Consider the following 25,188-nt stretch of genomic DNA (forward strand, 5'->3'; position numbering starts at 1 on the left):
TTTCAAGAAGTTAAAGTCATCTATTTTCAATTATTTGCATTTCACGTCGCGTGAAATTCACGGGCAAAGCCGCGAATTACTCCATTGACCGCCCGATTTTTCGCGGCTCCAACGGAAGCGATCATGCAACCGAAAGGCACCATCGGCCCAGAATTCAATCTCAATGGGTGTGATCCGATAACCGCCCCAAAACGGCGGGCGCGACGGGTTCGTTCCGTGTTGTGCGGTCACCTTGGCCATCTCGGCCATAAGCGTTGCGCGTCCCTCGAGTGGCCGGCTTTGCGCGGACGCCCACGCCCCAAGACGTGATTTGAGTGAACGCGAGGCATAGTAAGCATCCGCCTGCGGCCCATCTTCCTTACTCACATGCCCTCGCACGCGCACCTGTCGTTGCAACGACTTCCAGTGCATCACGAAGGCCGCTTTTTCGGCGTGATCCAATTCGCGCGCCTTTGCGCTTTCATAGTTGGTGTAAAAGACAAAAGCGTCGTCCTCGATCTCTTTAAGCAGAACCACACGCGCATTGGGCATCCCACTTGCGTCCACCGTGCTAAGAGCCATGGCGTTGGGGTCGTTGATCTCGCTCGCCTCAGCCTCGCTCATCCACCGTCGTATGATGTCGAATGGGTCATCGCCTGCAAAAATATCGCGCCGGTCTGCCATCTCGTTTCTCCTTCGTCCCCTTACAACTCAGCTAGCCTTGCCGGGGGATATGATCAACCACATCGCGCTCCCTTGATGCTGTCTGGGCAATGGCCTAAAGCTGATCGCCAGAAGTATGGGACAGGTGGGCAGAGATATGGCAACAGACCTGATGGCAGGAAAACGAGGCCTTATCATGGGGCTGGCCAACGACAAGTCGATTGCGTGGGGGATTGCGCGCGCGCTGCATGGGGCGGGCGCAGAACTGGCGTTTTCCTATCAAGGCGATGCGCTCAAGAAGCGCGTCGATCCCTTAGCGGCACAACTGGACAGCGACATCGTGCTGCCTTGTGATGTAGGTGACGAGGCGTCGATGGATGCGCTGTTTGCTGATCTCAAAGAGCGTTGGGGGACCCTTGACTTTCTGGTCCACGCCATCGGCTTTTCCGACAAGAACGAGTTGCGTGGGCGTTATGTCGACACCAGTCGTGACAATTTCACCATGACAATGGACATCTCTGTTTATTCCTTCACCGCTGTTATGGCGCGCGCCGAAAAGATGATGAACCCCGGCGGCAGTGCCGTGACCCTTACCTATTACGGGGCCGAGCAGGTCATGCCGCATTATAATGTGATGGGCGTGGCAAAGGCGGCACTTGAGGCTTCGGTCAAATATCTGGCTGAAGATTTGGGCAAGGACGGCATCCGTGTGAATGCGATTTCAGCTGGCCCCATCAAGACGCTGGCCGCCAGTGGCATTGGCGATTTCCGCTACATCATGAAGTGGAACGAATACAATTCCCCCATGCGCCGCAACGTAACCATCGAGGATGTTGGGAAATCCGCGCTCTACCTTCTGTCGGATCTGTCTAGCGGCACGACAGGTGAAAACCTGCACGTGGACGCCGGGTATCACGTTGTGGGTATGAAGGCAGTGGATGCCCCAGATATCTCCAAAGGGTAACGCATGTCTCTGACGCTTGCAGACCTGATCGCGTTCAATGCTGTGCTGATTGCAGCCATCGCCGCGCCGGGTGCAGCGCTTTTGTATTTCATCAAGACAACCGTGACCTCTGGCCGCGTCGCGGGCATGCTCACTGGCGTGGGGCTTGGCACTGCAGCCGCGCTGTGGACGTTGGCGGCCCTCATGGGGCTTGAGGCTGTGTTCACTGTGTTCCCTTGGACCTATACGGCGCTTAAAATCGGCGGTGCACTTTATCTGATCTGGATTGCGATCCAGACGTGGCGCCATGCGCGCGACCCGATTGGTGAGGCACCAATGCCCCGTGGCCGGGCCATTGTTTCGGGGCTGCTGCTGAACTTTGGCAATCCCAAGTCCATGCTTTTTGCCGCCGCTGTGATCGTGGTGGTCTTTCCCCAAGGGCTGGGCGTGGTGGATATCGCGATCATTGTCGCCAATCACCTCGTTCTGGAACTCGCCTTTTATGCAGTCTTTGCCGTCCTGCTCAGTTCGCCCCCTGCCCGGCGCGCCTATGTCGGCCTCAAACCTGTTCTTGACCGTATCGCAGCAACCCTGCTGGGGGCCCTTGGCGTGCGTCTGATTTTGGAGAAATAACTATGGCTGATCGCCTACCACACGAAAAAGGGTTCCACGTGAGCTGGGATCAGATGCACCGCGACAGCCGTGCACTGGCTTGGAGGCTGGATGGCAAAGGCCCGGATGACGGCAGCTGGCGCGCGGTGGTGGCCATCACCCGAGGCGGCATGGCACCCGCAATGATCGTCGCGCGCGAGCTCGACATTCGCACCGTCGATACGATCAGCGTCAAATCCTATCACTCAGGCGGCGGCAAAGCAGATCAGCGTCGTGATGCTGAAGTGCTAAAAGCGCCGCAGGCAGACATGATGGGAGACGGCACCGGCATTCTGATCGTTGACGACCTCGTCGACAGTGGCAAGACACTGGAATTGGTGCGCAGCCAGTACCCGAACGCCCATTTCGCAACCGTCTATGCCAAACCGTCCGGTGAGCCTCAGGTGGATACGTTCATCACCGGGGTCTCTCAGGACACGTGGATATTTTTCCCATGGGATATGGCATTGCAATATGTTGAGCCCTATCGCGGGACAGATTGAATACCGCACACTGAATTCTCGCCTCCGACACCCGCCGCAGGAGCTGCGTCATGACCCTACCCCGCACCGCGACTACCTTTCCGCCCCCTGTGATGGAGGCCCGCCGTTGGCTTGAAGGTGTGAAATTTGGCGCAAACCGCCCCCTGATCAACGTCAGCCAGGCCGCCCCGGTCGAGCCGCCCCCACCTGAGTTGCGTCAAGCCATGGCCGATGCTGCACTGACCAAAGATGATGCGCACCTTTACGGCCCTGTCCTCGGCATGCCCGCTCTGCGCGCTGCGTTAAGCACGCAGATCAATTCGCACTATGGTGCGGACACAAGTGCAGATAACGTAAGCATCACGTCTGGCTGCAACCAAGCTTTTGCTTCAGCTCTCTCTACGCTGTGCGCCGAAGGGGATGAGGTTATCCTTCCAACCCCATGGTACTTCAACCATAAAATGTGGCTGGACATGACGGGGGTAACGTCGGTTCCGCTGCCTGTTGGCGCGGGTCTTTTGCCGGATGTTGATGCGGCCGCCGCATTGATCACCCCCAAAACTCGCGCCATTGCGCTTGTCACGCCGAACAACCCGGCGGGGGTGGAATACCCTGCTGATCTGGTTCTGGCGTTCTATGAATTGGCCCGCGCCAATGGCATCGCGCTCATCGTCGATGAGACCTACCGCGATTTTGACAGCCGGTCCGGTCCCCCTCACCTTTTGTTTCAGCAAGACGGGTGGGAAGACACGTTTATACACCTTTACTCCTTCTCCAAGGCCTACCGTTTGACCGGGCACCGCGTGGGCGCGCTGATTGCTTCTCCTGAGCGCTTGGCGGAGGCAGAAAAATTTCTTGATACAGTTGCCATTTGTCCCGGTCAGATCGGTCAATACGCTGCGCTGTGGGGACTTGAGAACCTCAGCCAGTGGGTCGCGGGTGAGCGAGACGAAATCCTGACCCGGCGCTCGGCAATTGCGACCGGTTTTCCCGCCCTCGAAGCCAAGGGCTGGGAATTGTTGGGGCTGGGCGCATACTTCGCCTATATCTCTCATCCATTCGAGATGTCGTCTGCCGATCTGGCCCCACTTTTGGTGCGAGAGGCAGGCATTCTGTGCCTGCCTGGCACCATGTTCTGGCCCGAAGGTGCGCCCGAGGGCAAAGCGCAACTGCGCATCGCCTTTGCCAATCTGGATGCCGCAGGAATCGATACGCTTTACAAAAGGCTGTCAGCACTGGCCATCTGAACCCAACCGCCCTTGCCCGTCCGCCCTTGCACAGATAGACATCGCCAAACTGAAATTTCCCCGAAAAGAGGGCACGCATGGCCAAGGGCTCGAACTCATTCTCAAAAACCGCAGTTTGGATCCTCTTGGGTCTGCTGATCCTTGGCCTTGGCGGCTTTGGCGCGACCAATTTGTCAGGCACGATCCGGACAGTTGGCAGTGTTGGCGACAAGTATATCGACATCGATGACTACGCGCGCACACTGCAACAGGAAATTCAGGCGGTGAGCCGCCAGACCGGCCGCCAACTGACATTTGCGCAGGCTCAGGCGGTTGGTCTGGATCAAGCGGTGCTGGCCCAATTGGTGCGCGCCCGTGCGCTCGATCATGAGGCTGCCGAGATGGGTTTGAGCGTGGGCGATGAAACGCTGCGCGACGAAATCCTCAACATCTCTGCATTTCAGGGGCTTGATGGCAGCTTTGACCGCGATGCCTACAGCTTTGCCTTGCGCAATTCCGGCCGCTCTGAGGCCGAGTTCGAAGCGCAGTTGCGGGACGAAGTTGCCCGGTCCCTTTTGCAGGCCGCAATCATGTCTGGCGTGAGCATGCCCGAGGTTTATGCCCGCACGATGGTCGATTTTCTGGGTGAAACCCGAGATTTCACTTGGGTGCGGCTGGGACAGGCCGATTTGGCCGAACCCCTGCCGACTCCGGATGACGCCACACTGCGCGCCTATTACGAGGCCAAACTTGACGACTATGAACTGCCCGAGACCAAGCGCATCACCTATGCAGCCCTGCTGCCTGAGATGATCCTGGAAACGATGGAGATTGATGAGGAAACGCTGCGTGCCGAATACGAGGCCTCAGCCGAAGAATTCAACATGCCCGAGCGCCGCTTGGTTGAGCGTCTCGTGTACCTTGACGAGGCCGCCGCCGAGCGTGCGGCTGCACAGCTTGAGGTGGATGGCACCACTTTTGAATCCCTTGTTGAAGAGCGTGGGCTCGCTCTGGGCGATGTTGATTTGGGAGATGTGTCTCGCCTTGAACTCGACGCCGCAGGTGAGGCTGTCTTTGGTGCCGAAGTCGGTGATGTCGTTGGCCCACTGCCCTCGTCTCTTGGCCCTGCCCTGTTCCGCGTCAACGGCGTGCTGCCCGCCCAATCGACATCGTTTGAGGACGCTGCGGGCATGTTGCGCATCCGTCTGGCACGGGATGCCGCCCGCCGTCAGGTCGACGTGCTGGCGTCAGAGTTTGACGACATGCTAGCCGGAGGTGCGACGCTTGAGGAGCTCGATGCAGAAACCGACATGGCCATAGGTAGCATCGACTGGTTCCCGGCCCAAGGCGAAGGCATCGCGGCCTATGACAGCTTTCACGAAGCCGCGCGGACTTTGAGCGAAGAGGATTTCCCGGAAATCATTTCGCTGGACGATGGCGGCATCTTTGCCATGCGTCTTGAAGAAACACTGCCGCCTCGCCCTGCGCCATACGAAGACGCGATCGAGAACGTACGCGCAAATTGGGAGGCAGCACAAACCGAAGAGCGCCTGACCACCCAAGCCGAGGCTGCATTGCCCGCGCTCACTGGCGGAGAGAGCTTTGCCGAACAGGGGTTGGACGCGATTTTGGAAATTGATCTCGATCGCTCGGCCTTTGTGCAAGGCACGCCCCCGGCATTTATGCCTGCGGTTTTCGAGATGGAAGTCGGCGAAGTGCGCATCATTCAGGGCTTTGGCTCGGTGCTTGTGGTGCGCCTGGACAAGATCACCGCCGTCGAAACCAACGACGAAGTGACGACCGAGACGCAGGCCCTCAGCGCCGAGATCGGTCAGTCGGTTGCGACTGAATTGTTCAACCTGTTTGGCGAAGACGTCGTGCTGCGTGCAGGCCCACAAATCAACCAACAGGCACTGGACGCGGTGCACGTGAACTTTCCCTGATGGCTCTCGTCCCTGAATTTGACAGCTTTGCCGCAGCCTATGCGGCGGGGCAAAATCAGGTGGTCTACACACGACTGGCCGCCGATCTGGACACGCCTGTGTCGTTGATGCTCAAGCTTACGGGGGCACAAAAAGACGCCTTTGTGCTTGAGTCCGTTACCGGCGGCGAAGTGCGCGGGCGCTATTCGATCATCGGAATGAAGCCTGACCTGATCTGGCGCTGTCAGGGCGAGACATCTGCAATCAACAGGCAGGCCCGATATGACGCGGACGCGTTTGAAGACGTGCCGGGCAACCCGCTGAATGTGCTGCGCGACCTCATCGCAGAAAGCCGGATCGACCTGCCCATCGACATGCCCCAATCGGCCGCCGGCCTCTTTGGCTATCTTGGCTATGACATGATCCGTTTGGTGGAACATTTGCCGGACGTAAATACAGACGTTCTGGGCCTTCCGGACGCGATTATGCTGCGTCCGTCCGTCATCGCCGTGCTGGACGGGGTAAAGGGAGAGGTCACCGTGGTCTCTCCGGCGTGGGTCAGCGAAGGCCAAAGCGCGCGCGCGGCATATGCCCAAGCCGCTGAGAGGGTAATGGACGCCGTGCGCGATTTGGAACGCGCCATGCCGTCTGAGACCCGCAATCTTGGTGATGCCGCCGATGTGCCCGATCCGGTCAGTAACTTTACCAAGTCCGGATACATGGAAGCCGTCGAAAAGGCGCGCGACTATATCAAGGCCGGCGACATCTTTCAGGTGGTACCTGCACAGCGCTGGACGCAAGAGTTCAAAGAGCCGCCTTTCGCGCTCTATCGCAGTTTACGCCGCACAAACCCGTCGCCGTTCATGTTCTATTTCAACTTCGGTGGCTTTCAGGTGATCGGGGCAAGCCCGGAAATCCTGGTCCGTGTATTTGGCAACGAAGTTACCATTCGCCCCATCGCAGGTACCCGCCCCCGGGGGCAAACTCCCGAAGAAGACAACGAACTTGAGGCCGATTTGCTGGCCGACAAGAAGGAATTGGCCGAGCACCTCATGCTGCTCGATCTGGGCCGTAATGATGTGGGCCGTGTGGCGCGCATCGGCACGGTGCGTCCAACCGAAGAGTTCATCGTCGAACGCTATTCCCATGTGATGCACATTGTCAGCAATGTTGTGGGTGAGCTGGACGAAGGCAAGGACGCGCTGGACGCATTCTTTGCCGGGATGCCAGCGGGCACAGTCTCGGGTGCGCCTAAAGTGCGCGCGATGGAGATCATCGACGAATTGGAACCCGAAAAGCGGAGCGTCTATGGCGGTGGTGTCGGCTATTTCAGTGCGGGGGGCGACATGGATATGTGTATCGCACTGCGCACAGCCGTGGTGCAGGACCAAAAGCTCTACATTCAGGCCGGGGGTGGCGTGGTCTACGACAGCGATCCCGAGGCTGAGTTTATGGAGACTGTGCACAAAGCGGGTGCGATAAGGCGCGCAGCCAAGGACGCGGCGCGATTTGGTGGTGGGAACCAGTGATCCCCTTTTTGCGCGAGGTTTAGGGGTGCGGGAGCGAAGGGCGTTGAGCCATGCCGCGTGAGGCGTTTTCGATCGGAGGCGTCAATGTTGCGCCTGGAACGCGCCGCAGTGTCACCCTGCCTGTCTCTGCCCTGCCCGATCACACGGCTGTTGGTCTGAACGTCGAAGTTATTCACGGTAAACGCGCAGGCCCTGTGATGTTCGTCAGCGCCGCGGTGCACGGCGATGAGGTGATCGGCGTGGAGATTGTGCGTCGGTTGCTGCGCACACCTCAGCTGATCAATCTGCGGGGCACGCTTTTGGTGGTTCCTGTCGTCAACAGCTTTGGGTTCTTGGCGCGGTCGCGTTACCTGCCGGACCGCCGCGATCTCAACCGTTGTTTTCCCGGCTCGGAGTCGGGGTCTTTGGGATCACGCCTTGCCTACATCTTCCTGCGTGAGGTGGTGTTGCGGTGCGACTTTGGCATCGATCTGCATTCGGCCGCCGAACATCGCACCAACCTGCCCCAGATTCGCGTCACGCCGCAGAATGCAACGACCGCGCGCATGGCCCGCGCCTTTGGCGCACCCGTCATTCTGACCTCGCCTTTGCGCGATGGGTCTTTGCGCGGTGAGGCCGCAGAACGCGGCACCCCTGTCTTACTCTATGAGGCAGGCGAAGGGTTGCGGTTTGATGAGTTTGCTGTGCGCGTCGGCGTTGCTGGCATCCTGCGTGTCATGCGGGATGAAGGCATGCTGGCCGCCAAGGGAATTGCCAAGGCCCGCACCCCCTCGCTGGTCTGCCGCGCGTCTACATGGTTGCGCGCGCCTGTAGGTGGCCTGCTGCGTACGTTCCGGGCCGAAGGCGAGATTGTAGAAGAAGGCGACGTGCTGGCCGCCATATCCGACCCTGTTGGGGACGTGGAAACCGAATTGCTCGCCCCCGGCCCAGGCATCCTGATCGGGCGCGCCGTGTTGCCCGTCGTGAATGAAGGCGACGCCGTGTTTCATCTGGCCGAGTTGAGTGCATCTGCCAATGAGGACACCGTTGATGCCCTCACCGCTCAGCTGGAAGCCGATCCGCTGTTTGATGAAGATGAGATCATCTGATCGCTATTCTGGCGCAGGTACCAGCGTCGTCAGGACTGCTGAAATGGGTGCAAGTGCCACACGCTCAGCCCGATCTTGCAGCCCCCAAAGCAACAGTGCCGAGATCGTGTCAGGCCGCACCCGGCCGACCATGATCACGCCGCCCTCCTGCCCGGCGCGGAACGCCGCCTGATCGAGGAACCGCCGGATGGTCGTAGGTGTCTGATCGGCACTGTCGAAGTCGCGAAAGATCAGCCCCGCTGGCACGCCGTCGCGCACGGCCAGCTTATGCGTGGTGTTGAGCCCTTTTGATTGCAAAACTAGGCCGTGACCTGTGTCGAGCACTGCCTGAGCGATCTGTTCGGACGCATCGCGGCTGTCTTGCAGGCCAGTTCCAACCCCTTCCATGACGCCAACGGCCTCCGGAACTGCATCAAGTGCCGCCGACAGGGCCACTTCGGCATCACCGGCCGTCGCACCTGTGGGCAAGTCAATCAGCGCCATCACTTCAAAACCCTGCGCGCGGTAGTCGGCCATCCGCTTCGTTGCATCTTCTAGCGAGGCGTCGACCGCAAAGCTGAGCGGATAGGGGAAACTCTGCAAGGCGGCCAGCCCGACGGCTCCGCCCGTGAGGTCGACACCGCCGTCTATCAAGACGATGGACATCAGCGGTTTGCCTTCAGGGTTTTCGAAGGGCCTTCCATAGGCGACGATTGCCCGCGGGTCGAGGAGTGCGTCTTCGACTATGGCGTCTGTGTCTGCATCAGGAACCTCCGGCGTGCGGTCGACAAGCGAAATCGCTGGTTTGCCAATCTTGGGACCCGTGTTCGGCGTCGGATCGTCCGCACTCGGCAGGGCTGCGATCTGTTCGCCCGCGTCGCCATCCGATGCCGGGGGCCTTGGTGCTGTTTCACTTGTGGCAGCGGGCGCATCCGCTTCTGCTACTGACGGCGCCTCAGCCACCTCAGGGGTTTCGGGCGCAGGGGCTTCGGAAGCTGGAACTTCGGGTGCTGAGGTTTCCTCCTCGGCAAATGCTGTCGGAGCCTCTGGCACGGATGGCGGCGCGGGCTGGGCTGGTTCGGTCGAAATTGACAGTTCCGTTTCAACTTGCGGTGCCTCTGGCGCTGCAGCCGGGGCACTTGGGGCCACCGGTGTGTCATCCACAACAGCCAGTGCGCCTGCCTCTGCAGTGTTTGCAGGATCCGCCAGATCGTCAGCCTGTCCCGTTTCAGGGACCAAAGGCGTATCGTCGCCCGCCTCAGTTGCGGCGGTTAAATCGTCAGCGTCGGGTGTACTAACCTGCGGCGCACTTTCATCCTGCACCAGATCCGCGTCTGTCACAGCCGTCGCCGCGCCGTTTTCACTGGCCTCTGGCGCATCGGTGCTGCTGGGCGCGGTGACCTCAGCCAATGGCGCAACGCGGTCCTCTGACATCACCGACACCACACCGGCCCCGATCACGCTGACCACCCCGCCCCAGATAATGCCGCTCAGAAATCCTCTGGCCATGTCTTTGTCCCTATGTCCTGCCCGGGCCCGACCTCGCTTTGCGATGTGTCGCCCCGGTCTGCTTTACCTCACTTGCCTGAACCGCGCCGTCCTCTTGACGAAGGCGGGCGAGCCTGAGCATGTATGCGCGCAACTATAAGGGCCAACGGCCCCCCTTGGAACACGAGATTTCACCATGCTGCTGCTGATCGATAATTACGACAGTTTTACCTACAACCTTGTGCACTATCTGGGCGAGTTGGGCACCGACGTCGTGGTACGCCGCAACGACGCACTGGACGTGCAAGAGGCAATGGCGATGCGCCCTGCGGGCATCCTGCTGTCCCCCGGTCCCTGCGATCCAGATCAGGCGGGCATCTGTCTTCCTCTTACTCTGGCGGCGGCGGAAACCCGCACGCCGCTGATGGGCGTGTGCCTTGGGCACCAGACAATTGGGCAGGCCTTTGGCGGCAAGGTGGTGCGCGCGCCTGATATTGTGCATGGCAAGATGAGCGTGATGCAGCACAAAGGCCGCGGCGTTTTTGCTGGCCTTCCAAGCCCGTTCGAGGCCACGCGATACCATTCGCTGACAGTCGAGCGCGAAAGCGTGCCCGACTGCCTAGAGATCACCGCAGAGATTGACGATGGCACGATCATGGGCCTGTCTCACAAGACGCTACCGATCCATGGGGTTCAGTTTCACCCCGAATCCATCCGGTCGGAACATGGCCACGCGCTGCTTAAGAACTTTACAGACTTGATGCCGGTGACCGCATGAGCGACGCGCTTAAACCGCTGATTGATGCCGCTGCCAATGGCCCACTGACCCGGGATCAGGCCGAGGCGGCGTTCCAGATTCTGTTTGAAGGAGAGGCAACGCCAAGCCAGATCGGCGGCCTGTTGATGGCTTTGCGCACGCGGGGCGAAACTGTGGACGAATTTGCCGCCGCTGCCGCCGTGATGCGCGCAAAGTGCAACGCAGTGCGCGCGCCCGAGGGGGCCATTGACATCGTCGGCACCGGTGGGGACGGCAAGGGCACACTCAACATCTCGACCGCCACAGCCTTTGTTGTCGCGGGTGCGGGCGTCACCGTCGCAAAACACGGCAACCGCAACCTCAGTTCCAAATCGGGGGCGGCAGATGCGCTGACCCAGATGGGCATCAACGTGATGGTTGGCCCGGACGTGGTCGAGGCGTCGCTGGCGGGCGCAGGCATTGGGTTCATGATGGCCCCCATGCACCACCCGGCCATTGCGCATGTGATGCCAACGCGGGCTGAATTGGGCACGCGCACCATCTTTAACATTCTCGGGCCCCTGACCAACCCCGCTGGGGTCAAACGGCAACTCACAGGCGCCTTCAACCGCGACCTGATCCGCCCTATGGCCGAAACGCTTGGGCAGTTGGGATCAGAGGCCGCATGGTTGGTCCATGGCTCAGACGGAACGGATGAGCTGACCATTTGCGGCACATCGTGGGTGGCGGCATTGGAAAATGGTGCGGTCAGTGAATTCGAAGTACATCCCGAAGAGGCCGGCCTGCCCGTCCACCCGTTCAACGACATCCTTGGCGGTAGCCCTGAAGAGAACGCAATCGCCTTTACCGCCCTGCTTGACGGTGCGCCCGGCGCGTATCGCGACGCGGTACTGCTCAACTCCGCTGCTGCTTTGAAAGTGGCTGGAAAGGTCTCTGACCTCAAAGCCGGGGTCGCGCACGCCAAAGAAAGCATCGACTCAGGCGCTGCTACGGCCAAGATCAAGGCAGTAGCCCAAATCACACAGGGAAGCTGATCCGCTTTATCTCGCCAAATAAACTGCGGGGGTTTGCCCCTGCGCACGTACTCACAAAAAGAACCGCATCATGACTGAAACGATCCTCGATAAAATCAAAGCCTACAAGCTGGAAGAGGTCGCCGCCGACAAGGCCGCCAAACCGCTTGAAGCGATCGAGGCCGAAGCGCGTGAAGCGGGGCCCGTGCGCCCCTTTGCCGCCGCCCTCCAGCGCGCCAACCGCGAAGGATACGGTCTGATCGCCGAGATCAAAAAAGCCAGTCCATCCAAAGGTTTGATTCGTGAAGACTTTGATCCCGCCACGTTGGCCGCTGCCTATGAGGCAGGCGGTGCGACCTGCCTTTCGGTCCTGACGGACACGCCTAGCTTTCAGGGTGCCAAGGCATTTCTGAGCGCCGCCCGGTCTGCTTGTGCCCTGCCCGCCTTGCGCAAGGATTTCATGTACGACACCTATCAGGTCGCCGAGGCACGTGCGCGTGAGGCCGATTGCATTCTCATCATTATGGCCAGCGTCAGCGATGCACAGGCACAAGAACTGGAAGATGCCGCCATGGAATGGGGTATGGACGTGCTGCTGGAAGTGCATGACGCCGAAGAGTTGGAGCGTGCTTGCGGCCTTAAAAGCAAGCTGATGGGCATCAACAACCGCAATCTCAAGACCTTCGATGTCACGCTCGACACGACGCGCCAGCTGTCGCGGCATGTGCCTGCCGACCGCACCATCGTGGCAGAAAGCGGGCTGAACAGCCCGGCCGATCTTGCCGACCTCGCGATGTATGGCGCGCGCACCTTTTTGATCGGGGAAAGCCTGATGCGGCAGGACGATGTGGCGAATGCCACGCGGACGCTGCTGGCCAATCCGCTAACCTCAGGCGGGGGCATGTAGATGGCACTGACCCACTTTGATGCAGACGGCGCGGCCCACATGGTCGATGTGTCAGAAAAAGACGTGACTGACCGGGTTGCCGTGGCTAAAGCATGGATCAAAATGCTGCCAGAAACCTTTGATATCATTACGCAAGGCCGCGCCAAAAAGGGCGATGTGATCGGTGTGGCACGCCTTGCCGGGATCATGGCCGCGAAACGGACGTCGGACCTTATCCCGCTGTGCCACCCGCTGCCGATCACCAAAGTGGCCGTTGATCTGGAACCTGACGCGGCACTGCCGGGCCTGCGCATCACGGCCACGGTCAAGACGACGGGCCAAACCGGTGTAGAGATGGAAGCGCTGACTGCGGCCTCAACGACTGCACTTACGGTCTATGACATGGCCAAAGCCGTTGATAAGGGCATGGAGATTGGCGGGCTGCGCGTTGTTTTGAAAGATGGCGGAAAATCAGGCCGTTACGAGGCGACATGATCCCAGTTTTAACTGCGCTGGACCACTTGTTCGCTCTGGCCGATCCCATCGACATCGAAACCGTACCTTTGCGCGCGGCCGCTGGTCGGATTCTTGCACAGTCGGTGAGCGCGCGCAGAACCCAGCCGCCTTTTCCGGCCTCTTCTATGGACGGATACGCCCTCAAAGCTGTTGAGGCTGATCTGCACGCCCAATTCAAGGTGGTGGGCGAATCTGCCGCCGGACACCGATGGGACGGCACTTTGAGTGCGGGGCAAGCCGTCCGCATATTTACTGGTGCACCCGTACCGGACGGCGCCGATAAGATTGTAATCCAAGAGGATGTCACGCGCTCGAGAGACATGATTTCGATTACAGACGACCCCGGTCCCAAGGACAATATCAGACCTGCAGGTGTCGATTTCGAACAGGGCATGGTGATCGACGCGCCACGCCGACTGTCCCCTGGTGATATTGCACTGCTTGCTTCGATGAACATTCCCGAAGTGCCTGTGCGACGCGCGCCAGTGGTTGCACTGATCTCAACAGGGGATGAGCTGGTTGTACCGGGCGAGAATCCGGGTCCAGATCAGATAATCGCGTCTAACACATTCGGGCTGGCTGCGATGCTTGAACAGGTCGGTGCGCGAACACGTATTCTGCCTATTGCGCGGGACACCGAAAGCTCTTTGCAAACCGTCTTTGACCTGACCCAGGGTGCAGACCTAATCGTGACCATAGGCGGGGCATCGATCGGCGATCACGATCTGGTTGCCGGTGTGGCTGCCGACCTTGGTATGGAGCAAGCGTTTTACAAAGTTGCGATGCGCCCCGGCAAACCGCTGATGGCCGGGCGCCTCAACGGAATACCGATGGTGGGCCTGCCGGGTAACCCGGTGTCGGCCATGGTTTGTGGCGCGGTCTTTCTTACACCAATGCTGAACGCGATGCTCGGCCTGGGACAAGCGCCTGCCCCACGTTTGCCGATGCCATTGTCCGCTCCACTGGGTCAAAACGGGCCACGGGAACATTACATGCGGGCGATTGTGTCAAACGGCAGGGTCGCGGATGCAGGTGCACAGGACAGCTCGTTGTTGAGCATATTGGCGCGCGCAAATGCGCTAATTGTCCGACCGCCCCACGACCCCGAGCGAGATGAGGGTGATCCAGTGGAGGTTATAACCCTAAGTTGAACAGTTGACACAAAACAAGAACGTCCGTAGAACAAACCCAAACCACGGGAATGTGGTGACCATTGTTTCGGAGGACAGGGCATGTTGACGAAAAAGCAGCTGGATCTACTGGCATTCATTCACAAGCGGGTGCAGCGCGACGGTGTGCCGCCTAGCTTTGACGAGATGAAAGAGGCGCTGGACCTGCGATCAAAATCCGGCATTCACCGCCTGATCACTGCCCTTGAGGAACGCGGCTTCATCCGCCGTCTTGCGCACCGCGCGCGTGCGATCGAGGTCGTGAAACTGCCCGAAAGCATGGGCGGAGCGAGCACAACTGGCGGGTTCACTCCGCGCGTCATCGACGGCGATCGGCCCGATACGCCCCCCCCTCCGGGCGCACTTGATGTTGAAACAGCACACGCGGTTGAATTGCCTGTGATGGGCCGGATTGCAGCGGGTGTCCCTATTTCTGCAATATCCGAAGTGTCCCATTCCGTCGCTGTTCCCGGTCAGATGCTGTCTGGCAAGGGTGATCACTATGCCCTTGAGGTTAAAGGTGATTCGATGATCGATGCAGGGATCAACGACGGTGATGTGGTTGTTATCCGTGAAACGTCAGTCGCCGATAATGGCGATATCGTTGTCGCATTGGTCGAGGATCACGAGGCGACCCTCAAACGCTACAAACGCAAGGGCGATAGCATCGCGCTAGAGGCAGCAAACCCGGCCTATGAGACCCGTGTGTTCCCGGTGGGTCACGTCAAGGTGCAGGGCAAGCTGGTCGGTTTGATCCGCACGTATTGATTACTACGAAAATTAGACAACTGGGCGGGCCAACAGGTCCGCCTTACTTTGTTTTATGGACCATTTTGTCTCTGGTTTCCGGCAAGTCCAACGGAACCTTCGGATAACGCGCCCAGCCTGACCACATGCGGTCCCCGCCCACGTCGCGGGCAGAGACGAGCCGTGCGTCTTTTCCTTCGCCCACAAGGGCCACGGCCCCCGTGGCACGCAGCGTTTTGGGGTCAAGAACCAAACAGTCTGGCAGCGCTGGCTGCGCCAATTCACCGTTCATCACCACGATGTCGCCGGGACGACAGCCTGCAAAGCTGGCAATGGCACGTTTGCCACTCACCTGGATCAGGTTGAATGCCGCAACCTTACCGACAGACCAGCGCAACGCGGCCACATCCTGTGCGACGCCATCCCCGTCGTTTTCCAACCAGTTGCGCGCAACAAACCCGGCACCTTTTTTGCGACTAAGTGCGCGGCCCGTGTCTGTCATCACACCGATCAGCCCACCGGTGTCCGCAATCAATACGCGCGGCCGGTCGCCGAATTGCCAAAGCGCAAGGGCCAACCCGATGCCGGCAATTCCGATGTAGCGCATCCGACCCTGCCACAAGATCACAAACAGTGCCCCAAGCGCCATGATCGGCAAAACTCAGGGTCCCGGCCCTGCTACGAAGCCCCGTGCACCCTCCAGATTTGCCACCGTATCGGCAACCCACAAGATCCAACGCAGCCCGCCGCCCATGATCCACAGCCCAATCCAGTCGAGACCGAAGGGCGCCAAAAACAACGCCAACACAGCCGCCGGAATGACTAGAACCCCCATCAGCGGGATAGAGGCGAGGTTGGCAATCAGCCCATAATGGGCAATGGCATTGAAATGCGCAGCCCCGATGGGTGCCGTCGCAAGCCCCGCAACACTCGACGAAATCACGACGGCCACCACCGGAGCCAGCCACTTGGGCCCCATGGATACCTGCCCTTCCCGCACCCAGCCAAACACCGCCACGAGCGCTGTTGTCGCGGCAAATGACATCTGGAAGCCCGGCCCCATCAGCGCCTCGGGTCGTAATGCCAGAACGATCATCGCCGCGAGGGCCACGCCGCGCAGGGAAAAAGCGCGCCGGTTGACCAGAACCGCGCACAAAGCAACGGCAACCATGATAAACGCCCGCTCAGTTGCCACGTTGCCCCCTGATAGTGCGAGGTAGACAGAGGCCGCGATGAGCGCGCCGACGGCAGCCATTTTGCGCGCAGGCCACCGCAAGGCGATAGCGGGAATGAGTGCGAAGATCAGCCGCAGCAGTGAGAACACGAACCCAGACAAGAGCCCCATATGCAGCCCCGAGATTGCCAACAGGTGGGCCGTATTTGAGGCACGCAAGTCTTCCAGACCGTCCTGACTGATCCCACTGCGATCGCCGGTCGTCACAGCGGCGGCAAAGCCCCCAACGTCCCCCGGAAGGACTTCGCGTACCCGCATCGAGGCGATCATGCGGATGCGGAATACCGTCTGACGCACGTCGAACTCGGCTTTGGAAATCGCCATCAGGGGCACCCGTGTGTATCCCACGCTCCCCAGTTCGGCGAACCATGCATGGCGTTGGAAATCAAAGCCGCCCGGCTCCACCGGCCCGCTGGGCGGGCTTATGTGGGCGGTGGTCATCACACGCAGCCCCGGTTCAGGCGGCACCCCAAGGGTCGCATCGCCATGCAAAGAAATGCGCACACGGTGCGGGGTTTTGTCCGGGCCAACCCGGTCCAGTTTGACCCGGTCCAATGTGAGGCGCACCGCGTCAGAGCTGCTGCGATCCATGCCCACGATCCGCCCTTCGACCGGGCCATAATATCGCCAGCTTAGCACGGGCCTCGCGACCGAATGTGCGCGCCACGCAGCCAGTTCAAATCCAAGAACCATCATAAAGAGAAATACGGGCACCGGAGACAGGCTTTGATCGCTGATGCGCGCCAACCAAACAAGTGCTGCACCGCCCACGCAAATGCCAGCAAGCAACGCCATCGAAGGTTCAAATGTCATTCGGAAAAACAGGGCAATGCCCATGGCCATGCCCACGGGCAACCAGCCAAACAGACTGCCCCTCTGAAACAACAACGTTTGGCCAAATTGCCCGATCAGGCCCATGCTTGCCCCTGTCGCCCTTGGTGAGTATCAGGAGGCCGAACCCTAAGACCGTCATGGTTAAACAAAGGTAAAGATCGCTCTTATGTCCCTTCCCGTCGTCACCCGCTTTGCCCCCTCGCCCACTGGCTTCTTGCACATCGGCGGCGCGCGCACGGCGCTGTTCAACTGGCTTTATGCCCGCGCCAATGGCGGCACGTTCCTGTTGCGGGTTGAAGACACAGACAGGGCACGCTCGACCCCCGAAGCGACGCAGGCGATTCTGGACGGAATGGACTGGCTAGGTCTGGACCACGATGGCGATGTAATCAGCCAGTTTGCGAGGGCAGACCGGCATGCCGAAGTGGCCAATCAACTTCTGGCTGAAGGCAAAGCTTACAAGTGTTTCTCTACTCAGGAGGAAATCGCAGCCTTTCGCGATGCCGCCCGTGCAGAAGGCAAATCAACCCTATTTCGCTCCCCCTGGCGCGATGCCGCACCCGAGTCACATCCTAATGCGCCTTACGTGGTTCGCATCAAGGCCCCACAAAGCGGCGAAACCGTCATACGAGACGCGGTGCAAGGCAATGTGACCATCCGCAATGAGCAGCTGGACGATATGGTTCTACTGCGCGGAGACGGCACTCCAGTCTACATGCTGGCCGTGGTTGTCGACGATCACGATATGGGCGTCACCCATGTGATCCGGGGCGATGATCACCTCAACAACGCCGCGCGTCAGATGATGATCTATGACGCGATGGGCTGGGACGTGCCGGTCTGGGCGCACATCCCGCTGATCCATGGAGAGGACGGCAAGAAACTATCCAAACGACACGGCGCACTGGGCGCGCAGGAGTATCAAGCAATGGGTTATCCCGCCGCTGGTATGCGCAACTATCTGGCGCGGCTGGGCTGGAGCCATGGTGATGATGAGTTTTTCACAGATGCGCAGGCGCGCGACTGGTTCGACCTTAACGGGATCGGCAAAAGCCCGGCGCGGTTTGACGTTAAAAAACTGGAGAATCTGTGTGGTCAGCACATGGCACAGATGGATGACGCTGCGCTGCAGCAAGAAGTTGATGCCTATCTGGCCGCAGCGGACATGCCACCGATCACAATTGCGCATCAAGATGGCATGCGCGCAGCCCTACCATTTGTCAAAGAACGCTCTAAAACCTTCCCGGAACTCCTTGATAAAGCACACTTTACGCTGACCGATCGACCAATCACGCCGGATGAAAAAGCCGCTAAAGCGCTTGATACGGTATCCCGTGGTATACTAGGGCAATTGACGCCGCACCTGCAAAGCGGTAGTTGGGATCGTGACAGTTTGGAGGTTGTCCTGAACGACTTTGCTGCGTCTCAGGACACAAAATTCGGCAAGCTCGCTGGCCCGCTTCGCGCGGCCCTTGCAGGTCGGGCCGTAACGCCTTCGGTTTTTGACATGATGCTGGTGCTGGGGCGCGATGAAACCCTGGCCCGGCTTGAGGATGCTGCCATCTGATACGGGATCTATTCCGTTGGCGGCCAAATGATGGGATCGCGGCCCTTGCCGGGATCCAGGTGGCTTGCGCTGCCTTGCGACGAAAGGAATAACCCGATGGCTGATAGTCCCAAATCTGCGAAACTGACGATAGGCGACGACTCTTACGATCTGCCGATACATTCGCCCACCGAAGGCCCTGATGTTGTCGATATCCGCAAGCTTTATGGTCAGGCGGGTGTGTTCACTTACGACCCCGGTTTCACCTCGACTGCCAGTTGCGACAGCACCATCACCTTTATCGATGGGGATGAAGGCGTATTGCTGCACCGGGGCTATCCTATTGGTCAACTTGCTGAAAAATCTCACTATCTCGAAGTGTGCTATTTGCTGTTGTACGGTGCGCTTCCATCCGCGCAAGAACTCGAGAAGTTCGAAAGTTTGGTGACCAACCACACCATGCTGCACGAACAAATGGTCTATTTCTATCGCGGGTTTCGTCGGGACGCGCACCCGATGGCAATCATGACCGGCGTCGTCGGCGCGATGTCTGCTTTTTATCATGACAGTACCGACATCCACGATGCGCACCAACGCGAAGTGGCTTCGATCCGTCTGATTGCCAAAATGCCGACAATCGCCGCTTGGGCCTATAAGTTTTCGATTGGCCAGCCCTTTGTCTACCCACGCAATGACTTGGATTATGCTTCCAACTTCTTGCGCATGTGTTTTGCTGTGCCTGCAGAAGATTACCAAGTGAACCCGATCCTGAGCCGGGCGATGGACCGCATCTTTACCTTGCACGCCGATCACGAACAAAATGCGTCGACCTCAACCGTGCGCCTCGCCTCGTCTTCGGGTGCCAACCCGTTTGCCTGCATAGCCGCAGGCATCGCCTGCCTTTGGGGACCTGCTCATGGCGGCGCCAACCAAGCCTGCCTTGAGATGCTCAAGGAAATCGGCACCCCGGACCGCATCCCGGAGTTCATTGCACGCGCCAAGGACAAGAACGATCCGTTCCGTCTCATGGGCTTCGGTCACCGGGTGTACAAGAACTACGATCCGCGTGCGAAGATCATGCAGAAGACCTGTCACGAGGTCCTCGGCGAGCTTGGCATCAAGGACGATCCGCTGCTCGATATCGCAATGGAACTGGAAAAGATCGCACTCAACGATCCCTATTTCGTTGAGAAGAAGCTTTATCCGAACATCGACTTCTACTCCGGCATCACGCTTCGTGCGCTCGGCTTCCCGACCACCATGTTCACTGTGTTGTTCGCTCTTGCGCGCACAGTGGGCTGGATCGCCCAGTGGAAGGAAATGGTGGAAGATCCGTCCCAGCGTATCGGCCGTCCGCGTCAGCTCTACACAGGCTCGCCAAAGCGCGACTACACGCCGATCGAACAGCGCTAAGTCGCCGTCATCGAAACAAATTAAAAGGGCGCCTAACGGGCGCCCTTTCTGTTTGTCGCTTCATTTGTGCCGATAGACCAAATCGCCGGGGTCAGGCGCCTTCGCTCGATCGTCGAGCCACGCACCCAAACGCTCTGCCAAAGCCCGCGAGCGTAGATTGTCATCATCAATATAGCTGACCAGTGACGGCAAGTTCAGTTCAGTCAGCGCCCATGTCCGAAAGGCGGTTGCGCCTTCAAAGGCATAGCCCTTCCCTTCGGCGCCCCCATAGACAAACCAACCCAACTCAGGCTCGGGAAACAACGGGCCGCCATTAATGCCGACCTGTCCAATGCAGAGCCCGCTCTGCTTGTCGTCCATCATCAAGGCTCCATGGCCGAAGAGTTGCCATTGGACAAGGTCGTGACAGAACATGCCCCAGGCGACGGGGACTTCGTGCGGCCCGCCCATGCCTGAAGATCTCCCGGACCGCATCATGTCCCGGTAGGCAGGCCAATCATCATAGGATTGGGCGCGCAAGATCAAACGGTCGGTTTCAAGTCTTGGGATATTCATGAGACCTCGGACAAAGAAAGGTGGCAACCGCACAACGCCACTGCTTGTCCCGCAACCAACCGGTTCAATCAAGTCTGGCGTTTCAAAACCTTGAGCACGATGGACGCCGCCGCATCGCTCTGCTTTCCGCCGTCCGGCAACCGCATTCGGGCATCCAGATCCTTCAATGCTTCGACCTGGTTGCGTCGTTCGCTGCTATCGATCAGAAGCTCACCGATCACATCCGACAATGTGCCTGGGTTGGCTTCGTCATCCAGGAATTCCGGAACGACATTCCGGCCAAGTATGATGTTCGGCAGCACCATGGAACCAACGCTGGCTATCGGAATGATCTTGTGTATCTGCCGCAGACGACGATAGAACCAGTCAAGTTTGTAGCAGATTGCCATGGGAACGCCGGAGATGGCGAGTTCCAGGGATACAGTTCCTGACGCGGCCAGAGCCGCGTGGGCCCTGCGGAAAGCTCTATATTTGTCGGCCTCACCGTCAATGATGGTCGGCTTGCTCTTCCACTGGGCCACCCCGTCAACAATGCGTTCGCGCAGATGCGGAACAGCAGGAAGAAGCACCTCCAGATTCGGGAACCGCTCCTTCAACTTGTCGACCGTTCCTCCAAAGTCAGCCAACAGGCGGTCCACCTCGCTGCCACGGCTGCCTGGGAGGACAAGCAAGACCTTTTCGAGTCCGTCGACAGGCGCCCGTTCCCCCGCGGATGGGCGAAGTTCACTGAGCCGTTCAATCAATGGATGGCCGACATAATGTGTTGGAGGGCCACCAAGCTTCCTGTGTATCTCAGGCTCGAAGGGAAGAATTGCCAGAAGCTCGTCCACATAGGCTGTCATCTTGCGCGCCCTGCCCGGCCGCCACGCCCAAACTGATGGAGAGACATAGCCTATGATCGGAATATGCGGAGCATGTTTTCGCACACGCTTTGCAACGTTGTGCGTGAAGTCCGGACTGTCGATGATCACGAGCACATCGGGATCGCTCGCCACGATCGCATCGACGGTTTGATAGACTCTTCTGACAATCAGGGGCAGCCGCGCCAGAACGGCGGAAATCCCCATGACCGAAATATCCGAGATATCGAACAGGCTCTCCATGCCAAGGGCCTGCATGCGGCGACCACCCAACCCGGTAAACGCCACGCCGCCATCACCGAGCCGCTGCTGCAAGGCCTCCATGAGCCGGCTGCCAAGAAGATCTCCTGATTCTTCGCCGACACAGATTGCGACCCTGACCGGGTTGCCCGACAGTGACATGTCGCCTCAACTCCCGTCGTCGAGTGTTTCTGCCTGAAACCCGAACAGAAACAGACCAGCGGCATCAGCCTTGGCAATCGTCTCGGAACGATCAGAAACAAGAGCGCCGCCAGCTTCGACCGCAATCCCCGCCAGTCCGGCTTTCGCTGCAAACTCAACTGTTTTTGGACCGATGGTCGGAAGATCTACCCGAAGGTCTTGCCCGGGCTTGACCGCCTTGACCAGTACGCCGGCCTTACCCTTGGCTCGCACCCGGCCGCTCTCCCGCAAGGTCGCACAGCGCTCCAGCATGACATCCGTGCCTTCCGCGCCTTCCACCGCGATCACGCGCCCGCCAAGCGCGACTGCTGCCTGGCCGATGTCGAGATCACCCAGACGCGTTGTCGCCAATCGGGCGAGCTCCAGATCACGGAGATCCTCCGCGCGTGGCTTATGCACGCCCATGGCGTCGCCGGCAGCAAGAAGTTCGGGTGTGATGTCCTTGATGCCGACCACCTGATAGCCTTCCACTTCAAAGAGACCAATGACCTTCGTCAGAAGGCTATCGTCTCCGCCTACAAGCGCCTTGAAAATTTTCGGCAAACGTTTCAACGTTCCGAGATCGCCGACAATGGAGGTGAAGTCGGGGCGCTTTGTGACGCCTCCTATTAGCAAGACCTGCTTACAGCCAGCTTTTGCCATAGACTTGTAAAGTCGGCCGATTTCACCCCAACCGAGCTCGATATCAGCCCTGGCCTGCAGCTCGGTTTCGGCCTCTCCCTTGATCGCGACCACGTAGGCCGCGCGCTGTTGAGACGCCAGGCCATCCAGCACTTGAAGCGGAATACGACCATTGCCGCAGATCACGGCGACGGGAGCAGCCTTGGACTGCTCCTGAAAGCTCATGGATGCGGACACAGGCGCTTGCATGGTCGACCGATCAGTCGCTACCGCGCGGCGTACAGAACCTGCGGTTTTCCTTTTCAAGGATGAAGTCGGTCACCGTCTTGACCAGTGGCTGATCAGCATTCTCGGTAGCCACTGAGTCCGCGCGCTCACGAAGGGTGCCCTCATCGCTCTCGAACAGCTGCTTATAGGCGCCTCGCAGTGCATGTATCTGCTCGCGAGGCAGCTCCTTGCGCTTGAGCCCGATCAGATTGAGACCAGCAAGGCGCGCCCTGTCGCCGATAACCGACCCAAATGGAATCACATCGAACTCGACACCGGTCATGCCACCAACGATCGCACCCGTACCAATTCGGCTCCACTGACGCACTGCGCTCAAGCCACCCATGATGACATGATCTTCCAGCTCGACGTGACCCGCCAGGGTCGCATTATTCGCAAGAATGACATGATCGCCCACGATACAATCGTGACCGACATGGGCGCCCATCATAAACAGGTTGTTGTTTCCGACCTTGGTCAGGTCACCGCCACCTGCTGTTCCCGGGCTCATGGTAACATGTTCGCGGATCTGATTGTTCTGACCGATTTCAAGCCGGGTCGGCTCACCGGCGTATTTCAGATCCTGCGGCTTGTGACCAATGCTCGCAAAGGGAAAGATATGCGTACCACTGCCAATCGTTGTATGACCGGCCAACGCGACATGCGCTTCGAGAATGACACCTGGCTCAAGGCGCACATTTGGACCAACCACACAATAGGGTCCGATCCGGCAGCCATCACCGACAACAGCGCCGTCTTCAATGATCGCGGTGGAATGAATATCTGCCATCAAGTCCTCACGCATCCACCAGCATCGCGCTGATTTCCGCCTCAGCAACTTTCGCACCGTCAACCATCGCGACCGCGTCGAACTTCCAGATCGTGGCACGTTGGCGGATTTTCTTGACGTGGAAATGAACCTGGTCGCCCGGCACCACCGGCTTGCGGAACTTGGCCTTGTCGATGGTCATGAAATAAACGAGCTGCGGTGGGCTGTCCTTGCCCTTCGCATGGACGCACAAGGCACCGGCAGTCTGTGCCATCGCCTCGATCAAGAGCACACCAGGCATCACAGGGCGTGTCGGAAAGTGTCCCTGAAAATGCGGCTCGTTGATCGTGACGTTCTTGATGCCGATGCAGCTGTCATCACCGTCCATCTCGACGATCTTGTCGATGAGAAGGAACGGATAGCGGTGCGGAAGAACTTCCATGATCCGCATGATGTCTGCGCTGTCGAGCGTCTTTTTGTCTGTCTCTTCCATTCAAAGCCCCTTGGCGCCGGGTGCGCCGTCACATAGGTGGATCCAAGTGCGGATCCGTTTACTTCTCGCTGCCGCGCTCTGCAAGCTTGCGGATCGCCGCAAGTTCCCGGAACCACTGTTTTACGGGCTTCGCCGGTGTTCCGCCATACCGACCACCAGCTGGAACATCGTCATTGACGATACTCACGCCAGCTATCTGGGCACCCATGCCAATCGTGACGTGGCCGCGAACGCCGGTCTGCCCGCCAATGGCAACATAATCTTCAAGCGTACAACTGCCTGAAAGCCCTACCTGGGAAACGATCACGCAATGGCGGCCAATGACAACGTTGTGTCCGATCTGGACCTGGTTGTCGATTTTGGTTCCTTCGCCAATGACCGTATCCCGGTTTGCGCCCCGGTCAACTGTGGTGTTGGCGCCGATCTCCACATTGTCCTGAATAACGACCCGTCCAATCTGTGGAACCTTCAGGTGACCACCTGGTCCCATGGCATAGCCAAAGCCGTCCTGACCGATACAGACACCCGGGTGAAGATATACCTGGTTTCCGATCAGAGCGTGCTGGACAGACGCATTCGCGCCGACAACGCACTCACGGCCGATACGAACACGCTCACCAATGACAGCGTTCGCCCTGACAGTGCTTCCCGCACCAATTTCCGCACCCGCACCAATCACGGCACCGGCCTCTACAACAACGCCCTCTTCGAGCACCGCAGTGGGTTCGACCACAGCACGGTCCGAGACACCCAGCGCATTTTCTGCGCGCGGCACCATTGCAGCGGGAAAGAGTTGCGCCAGAACGAGGGCCCAGGATCTGTACGGCTCACGGCATAGAAGCACGGCCACGCCGTTCGGAACCTTGTCTTTATGTTTGCGACCAACAAGACAGGCCGCAGCTCGGGTCTCTGCCAGTTTGTTCAGGTAGAGCGTATTGTCAAAAAAGACGAGAGATCCGGGAACAGCATCTTCAACCGGAGCAACACCGGAAACCTTCAGAGCCGGATCGCCCGAGAGTATCTCCGCCTCCGCCCAATCAGCAATGGTCTGGAGGTTCACATTCTCCGGAGCGGCAAAGAAAACGGGATCTGACATGCTCTTCTTCCAATAGCAAAC

General features: G+C 59.1%; 25 protein-coding genes. 15 read left to right on the forward strand and 10 right to left on the reverse strand.

The window, feature by feature from the left end; genetic code table 11:
• Positions 1-57: 57 nt before the first annotated feature.
• Complete coding sequence (pdxH, locus tag ABJD00_RS03275) at positions 58-663, reverse strand: pyridoxamine 5'-phosphate oxidase (RefSeq protein WP_413829365.1); 606 nt, start codon at positions 661-663, stop codon at positions 58-60.
• Positions 664-799: 136 nt separating this feature from the next.
• Here pdxH and fabI point away from each other — a divergent pair, with 136 nt between their 5' ends.
• From fabI to ABJD00_RS03310, 7 genes are all read left to right on the forward strand, one after another.
• Positions 800-1,606 (forward strand): enoyl-ACP reductase FabI, encoded by an 807-nt coding sequence (fabI, locus tag ABJD00_RS03280; RefSeq protein WP_413829366.1) that lies wholly within the window; start codon positions 800-802, stop codon positions 1,604-1,606.
• A gap of 3 nt (positions 1,607-1,609) precedes the next feature.
• The gene (locus ABJD00_RS03285) at positions 1,610-2,218 is read left to right on the forward strand and encodes a LysE family translocator (protein WP_413829367.1); all 609 of its coding nucleotides are present in this window, start codon (positions 1,610-1,612) and stop codon (positions 2,216-2,218) included.
• A gap of 2 nt (positions 2,219-2,220) precedes the next feature.
• Positions 2,221-2,739: a xanthine phosphoribosyltransferase gene (gene gpt / locus ABJD00_RS03290; RefSeq protein ID WP_413829368.1), complete on the forward strand. Its 519-nt coding sequence runs from the start codon at positions 2,221-2,223 to the stop codon at positions 2,737-2,739.
• 50 nt (positions 2,740-2,789) lie between these two features.
• Positions 2,790-3,965 (forward strand): aminotransferase, encoded by a 1,176-nt coding sequence (locus ABJD00_RS03295; RefSeq protein ID WP_413829369.1) that lies wholly within the window; start codon positions 2,790-2,792, stop codon positions 3,963-3,965.
• A 77-nt stretch (positions 3,966-4,042) separates the two neighbouring features.
• Positions 4,043-5,887 carry a SurA N-terminal domain-containing protein gene (locus tag ABJD00_RS03300; RefSeq protein ID WP_413829370.1) on the forward strand — a complete coding sequence of 615 codons (1,845 nt, stop codon included), beginning with the start codon at positions 4,043-4,045 and terminating at the stop codon, positions 5,885-5,887.
• Positions 5,887-7,395, forward strand: a complete 1,509-nt coding sequence (trpE, locus tag ABJD00_RS03305; protein WP_413829371.1) for an anthranilate synthase component I — start codon at positions 5,887-5,889, stop codon at positions 7,393-7,395. The genes ABJD00_RS03300 and trpE overlap by 1 nt, the downstream gene beginning before the upstream one ends.
• Before the next feature lie 50 nt (positions 7,396-7,445).
• On the forward strand, positions 7,446-8,483 hold the full coding sequence (locus ABJD00_RS03310; RefSeq protein WP_413829372.1) for a succinylglutamate desuccinylase/aspartoacylase family protein: 1,038 nt from the start codon (positions 7,446-7,448) through the stop codon (positions 8,481-8,483).
• A 3-nt stretch (positions 8,484-8,486) separates the two neighbouring features.
• Here the strand turns inward: ABJD00_RS03310 and ABJD00_RS03315 are convergent, their stop codons facing one another.
• A complete protein-coding gene (locus ABJD00_RS03315) occupies positions 8,487-9,971 on the reverse strand; it encodes a divergent polysaccharide deacetylase family protein (protein WP_413829373.1) in 1,485 nt (494 codons plus the stop codon).
• A 175-nt stretch (positions 9,972-10,146) separates the two neighbouring features.
• On the opposite strand from ABJD00_RS03315, the gene ABJD00_RS03320 reads away from it, so the two are divergent.
• The 6 genes from ABJD00_RS03320 (at position 10,147) to lexA (ending at position 15,059) form a co-directional block, all read left to right on the forward strand.
• On the forward strand, positions 10,147-10,728 hold the full coding sequence (locus tag ABJD00_RS03320; RefSeq protein ID WP_413829374.1) for an anthranilate synthase component II: 582 nt from the start codon (positions 10,147-10,149) through the stop codon (positions 10,726-10,728).
• The gene (gene trpD, locus ABJD00_RS03325) at positions 10,725-11,741 is read left to right on the forward strand and encodes an anthranilate phosphoribosyltransferase (protein WP_413829375.1); all 1,017 of its coding nucleotides are present in this window, start codon (positions 10,725-10,727) and stop codon (positions 11,739-11,741) included. Before ABJD00_RS03320 ends, trpD begins: the two co-directional genes overlap by 4 nt.
• Before the next feature lie 70 nt (positions 11,742-11,811).
• On the forward strand, positions 11,812-12,627 hold the full coding sequence (gene trpC, locus ABJD00_RS03330) for an indole-3-glycerol phosphate synthase TrpC (RefSeq protein WP_413829376.1): 816 nt from the start codon (positions 11,812-11,814) through the stop codon (positions 12,625-12,627).
• Complete coding sequence (moaC, locus tag ABJD00_RS03335; RefSeq protein ID WP_413829377.1) at positions 12,628-13,101, forward strand: cyclic pyranopterin monophosphate synthase MoaC; 474 nt, start codon at positions 12,628-12,630, stop codon at positions 13,099-13,101.
• Entirely contained in the window at positions 13,098-14,273 is a 1,176-nt protein-coding gene (glp, locus tag ABJD00_RS03340; protein WP_413829378.1) for a gephyrin-like molybdotransferase Glp, read from the forward strand. Before moaC ends, glp begins: the two co-directional genes overlap by 4 nt.
• A gap of 81 nt (positions 14,274-14,354) precedes the next feature.
• Positions 14,355-15,059, forward strand: coding sequence for a transcriptional repressor LexA (lexA, locus tag ABJD00_RS03345; RefSeq protein ID WP_413829379.1), 705 nt, complete (start codon positions 14,355-14,357; stop codon positions 15,057-15,059).
• A 43-nt stretch (positions 15,060-15,102) separates the two neighbouring features.
• Here the strand turns inward: lexA and ABJD00_RS03350 are convergent, their stop codons facing one another.
• Together ABJD00_RS03350 and ABJD00_RS03355 are read right to left on the reverse strand one after the other, a co-directional pair.
• Complete coding sequence (locus tag ABJD00_RS03350; protein ID WP_413829380.1) at positions 15,103-15,696, reverse strand: hypothetical protein; 594 nt, start codon at positions 15,694-15,696, stop codon at positions 15,103-15,105.
• Positions 15,697-15,699: 3 nt separating this feature from the next.
• Entirely contained in the window at positions 15,700-17,190 is a 1,491-nt protein-coding gene (locus ABJD00_RS03355; protein WP_413829381.1) for a ComEC/Rec2 family competence protein, read from the reverse strand.
• 82 nt (positions 17,191-17,272) lie between these two features.
• Here ABJD00_RS03355 and gltX point away from each other — a divergent pair, with 82 nt between their 5' ends.
• Both gltX and gltA read left to right on the forward strand, forming a co-directional pair.
• Entirely contained in the window at positions 17,273-18,673 is a 1,401-nt protein-coding gene (gltX, locus tag ABJD00_RS03360; RefSeq protein ID WP_413829382.1) for a glutamate--tRNA ligase, read from the forward strand.
• A 96-nt stretch (positions 18,674-18,769) separates the two neighbouring features.
• Positions 18,770-20,065 carry a citrate synthase gene (gene gltA / locus ABJD00_RS03365; protein ID WP_413857686.1) on the forward strand — a complete coding sequence of 432 codons (1,296 nt, stop codon included), beginning with the start codon at positions 18,770-18,772 and terminating at the stop codon, positions 20,063-20,065.
• A gap of 60 nt (positions 20,066-20,125) precedes the next feature.
• Here the strand turns inward: gltA and ABJD00_RS03370 are convergent, their stop codons facing one another.
• The 6 genes from ABJD00_RS03370 to lpxD form a co-directional block, all read right to left on the reverse strand.
• Complete coding sequence (locus tag ABJD00_RS03370; protein ID WP_348191321.1) at positions 20,126-20,620, reverse strand: GNAT family N-acetyltransferase; 495 nt, start codon at positions 20,618-20,620, stop codon at positions 20,126-20,128.
• A gap of 68 nt (positions 20,621-20,688) precedes the next feature.
• A complete protein-coding gene (gene lpxB, locus ABJD00_RS03375) occupies positions 20,689-21,882 on the reverse strand; it encodes a lipid-A-disaccharide synthase (protein WP_348191318.1) in 1,194 nt (397 codons plus the stop codon).
• Positions 21,883-21,888: 6 nt separating this feature from the next.
• Positions 21,889-22,767, reverse strand: a complete 879-nt coding sequence (locus ABJD00_RS03380; protein WP_348429561.1) for an LpxI family protein — start codon at positions 22,765-22,767, stop codon at positions 21,889-21,891.
• A gap of 34 nt (positions 22,768-22,801) precedes the next feature.
• Positions 22,802-23,599 carry an acyl-ACP--UDP-N-acetylglucosamine O-acyltransferase gene (gene lpxA / locus ABJD00_RS03385; RefSeq protein ID WP_348191312.1) on the reverse strand — a complete coding sequence of 266 codons (798 nt, stop codon included), beginning with the start codon at positions 23,597-23,599 and terminating at the stop codon, positions 22,802-22,804.
• Between the two features lie 7 nt (positions 23,600-23,606).
• Positions 23,607-24,071, reverse strand: coding sequence for a 3-hydroxyacyl-ACP dehydratase FabZ (fabZ, locus tag ABJD00_RS03390; RefSeq protein WP_153768934.1), 465 nt, complete (start codon positions 24,069-24,071; stop codon positions 23,607-23,609).
• A 58-nt stretch (positions 24,072-24,129) separates the two neighbouring features.
• On the reverse strand, positions 24,130-25,188 hold a 1,059-nt coding region (gene lpxD, locus ABJD00_RS03395; protein ID WP_413857692.1), incomplete at its 5' end, for a UDP-3-O-(3-hydroxymyristoyl)glucosamine N-acyltransferase.

This window comes from Tateyamaria sp. (assembly GCF_039945315.1).
Taxonomy (GTDB): Bacteria; Pseudomonadota; Alphaproteobacteria; order Rhodobacterales; family Rhodobacteraceae; genus Tateyamaria.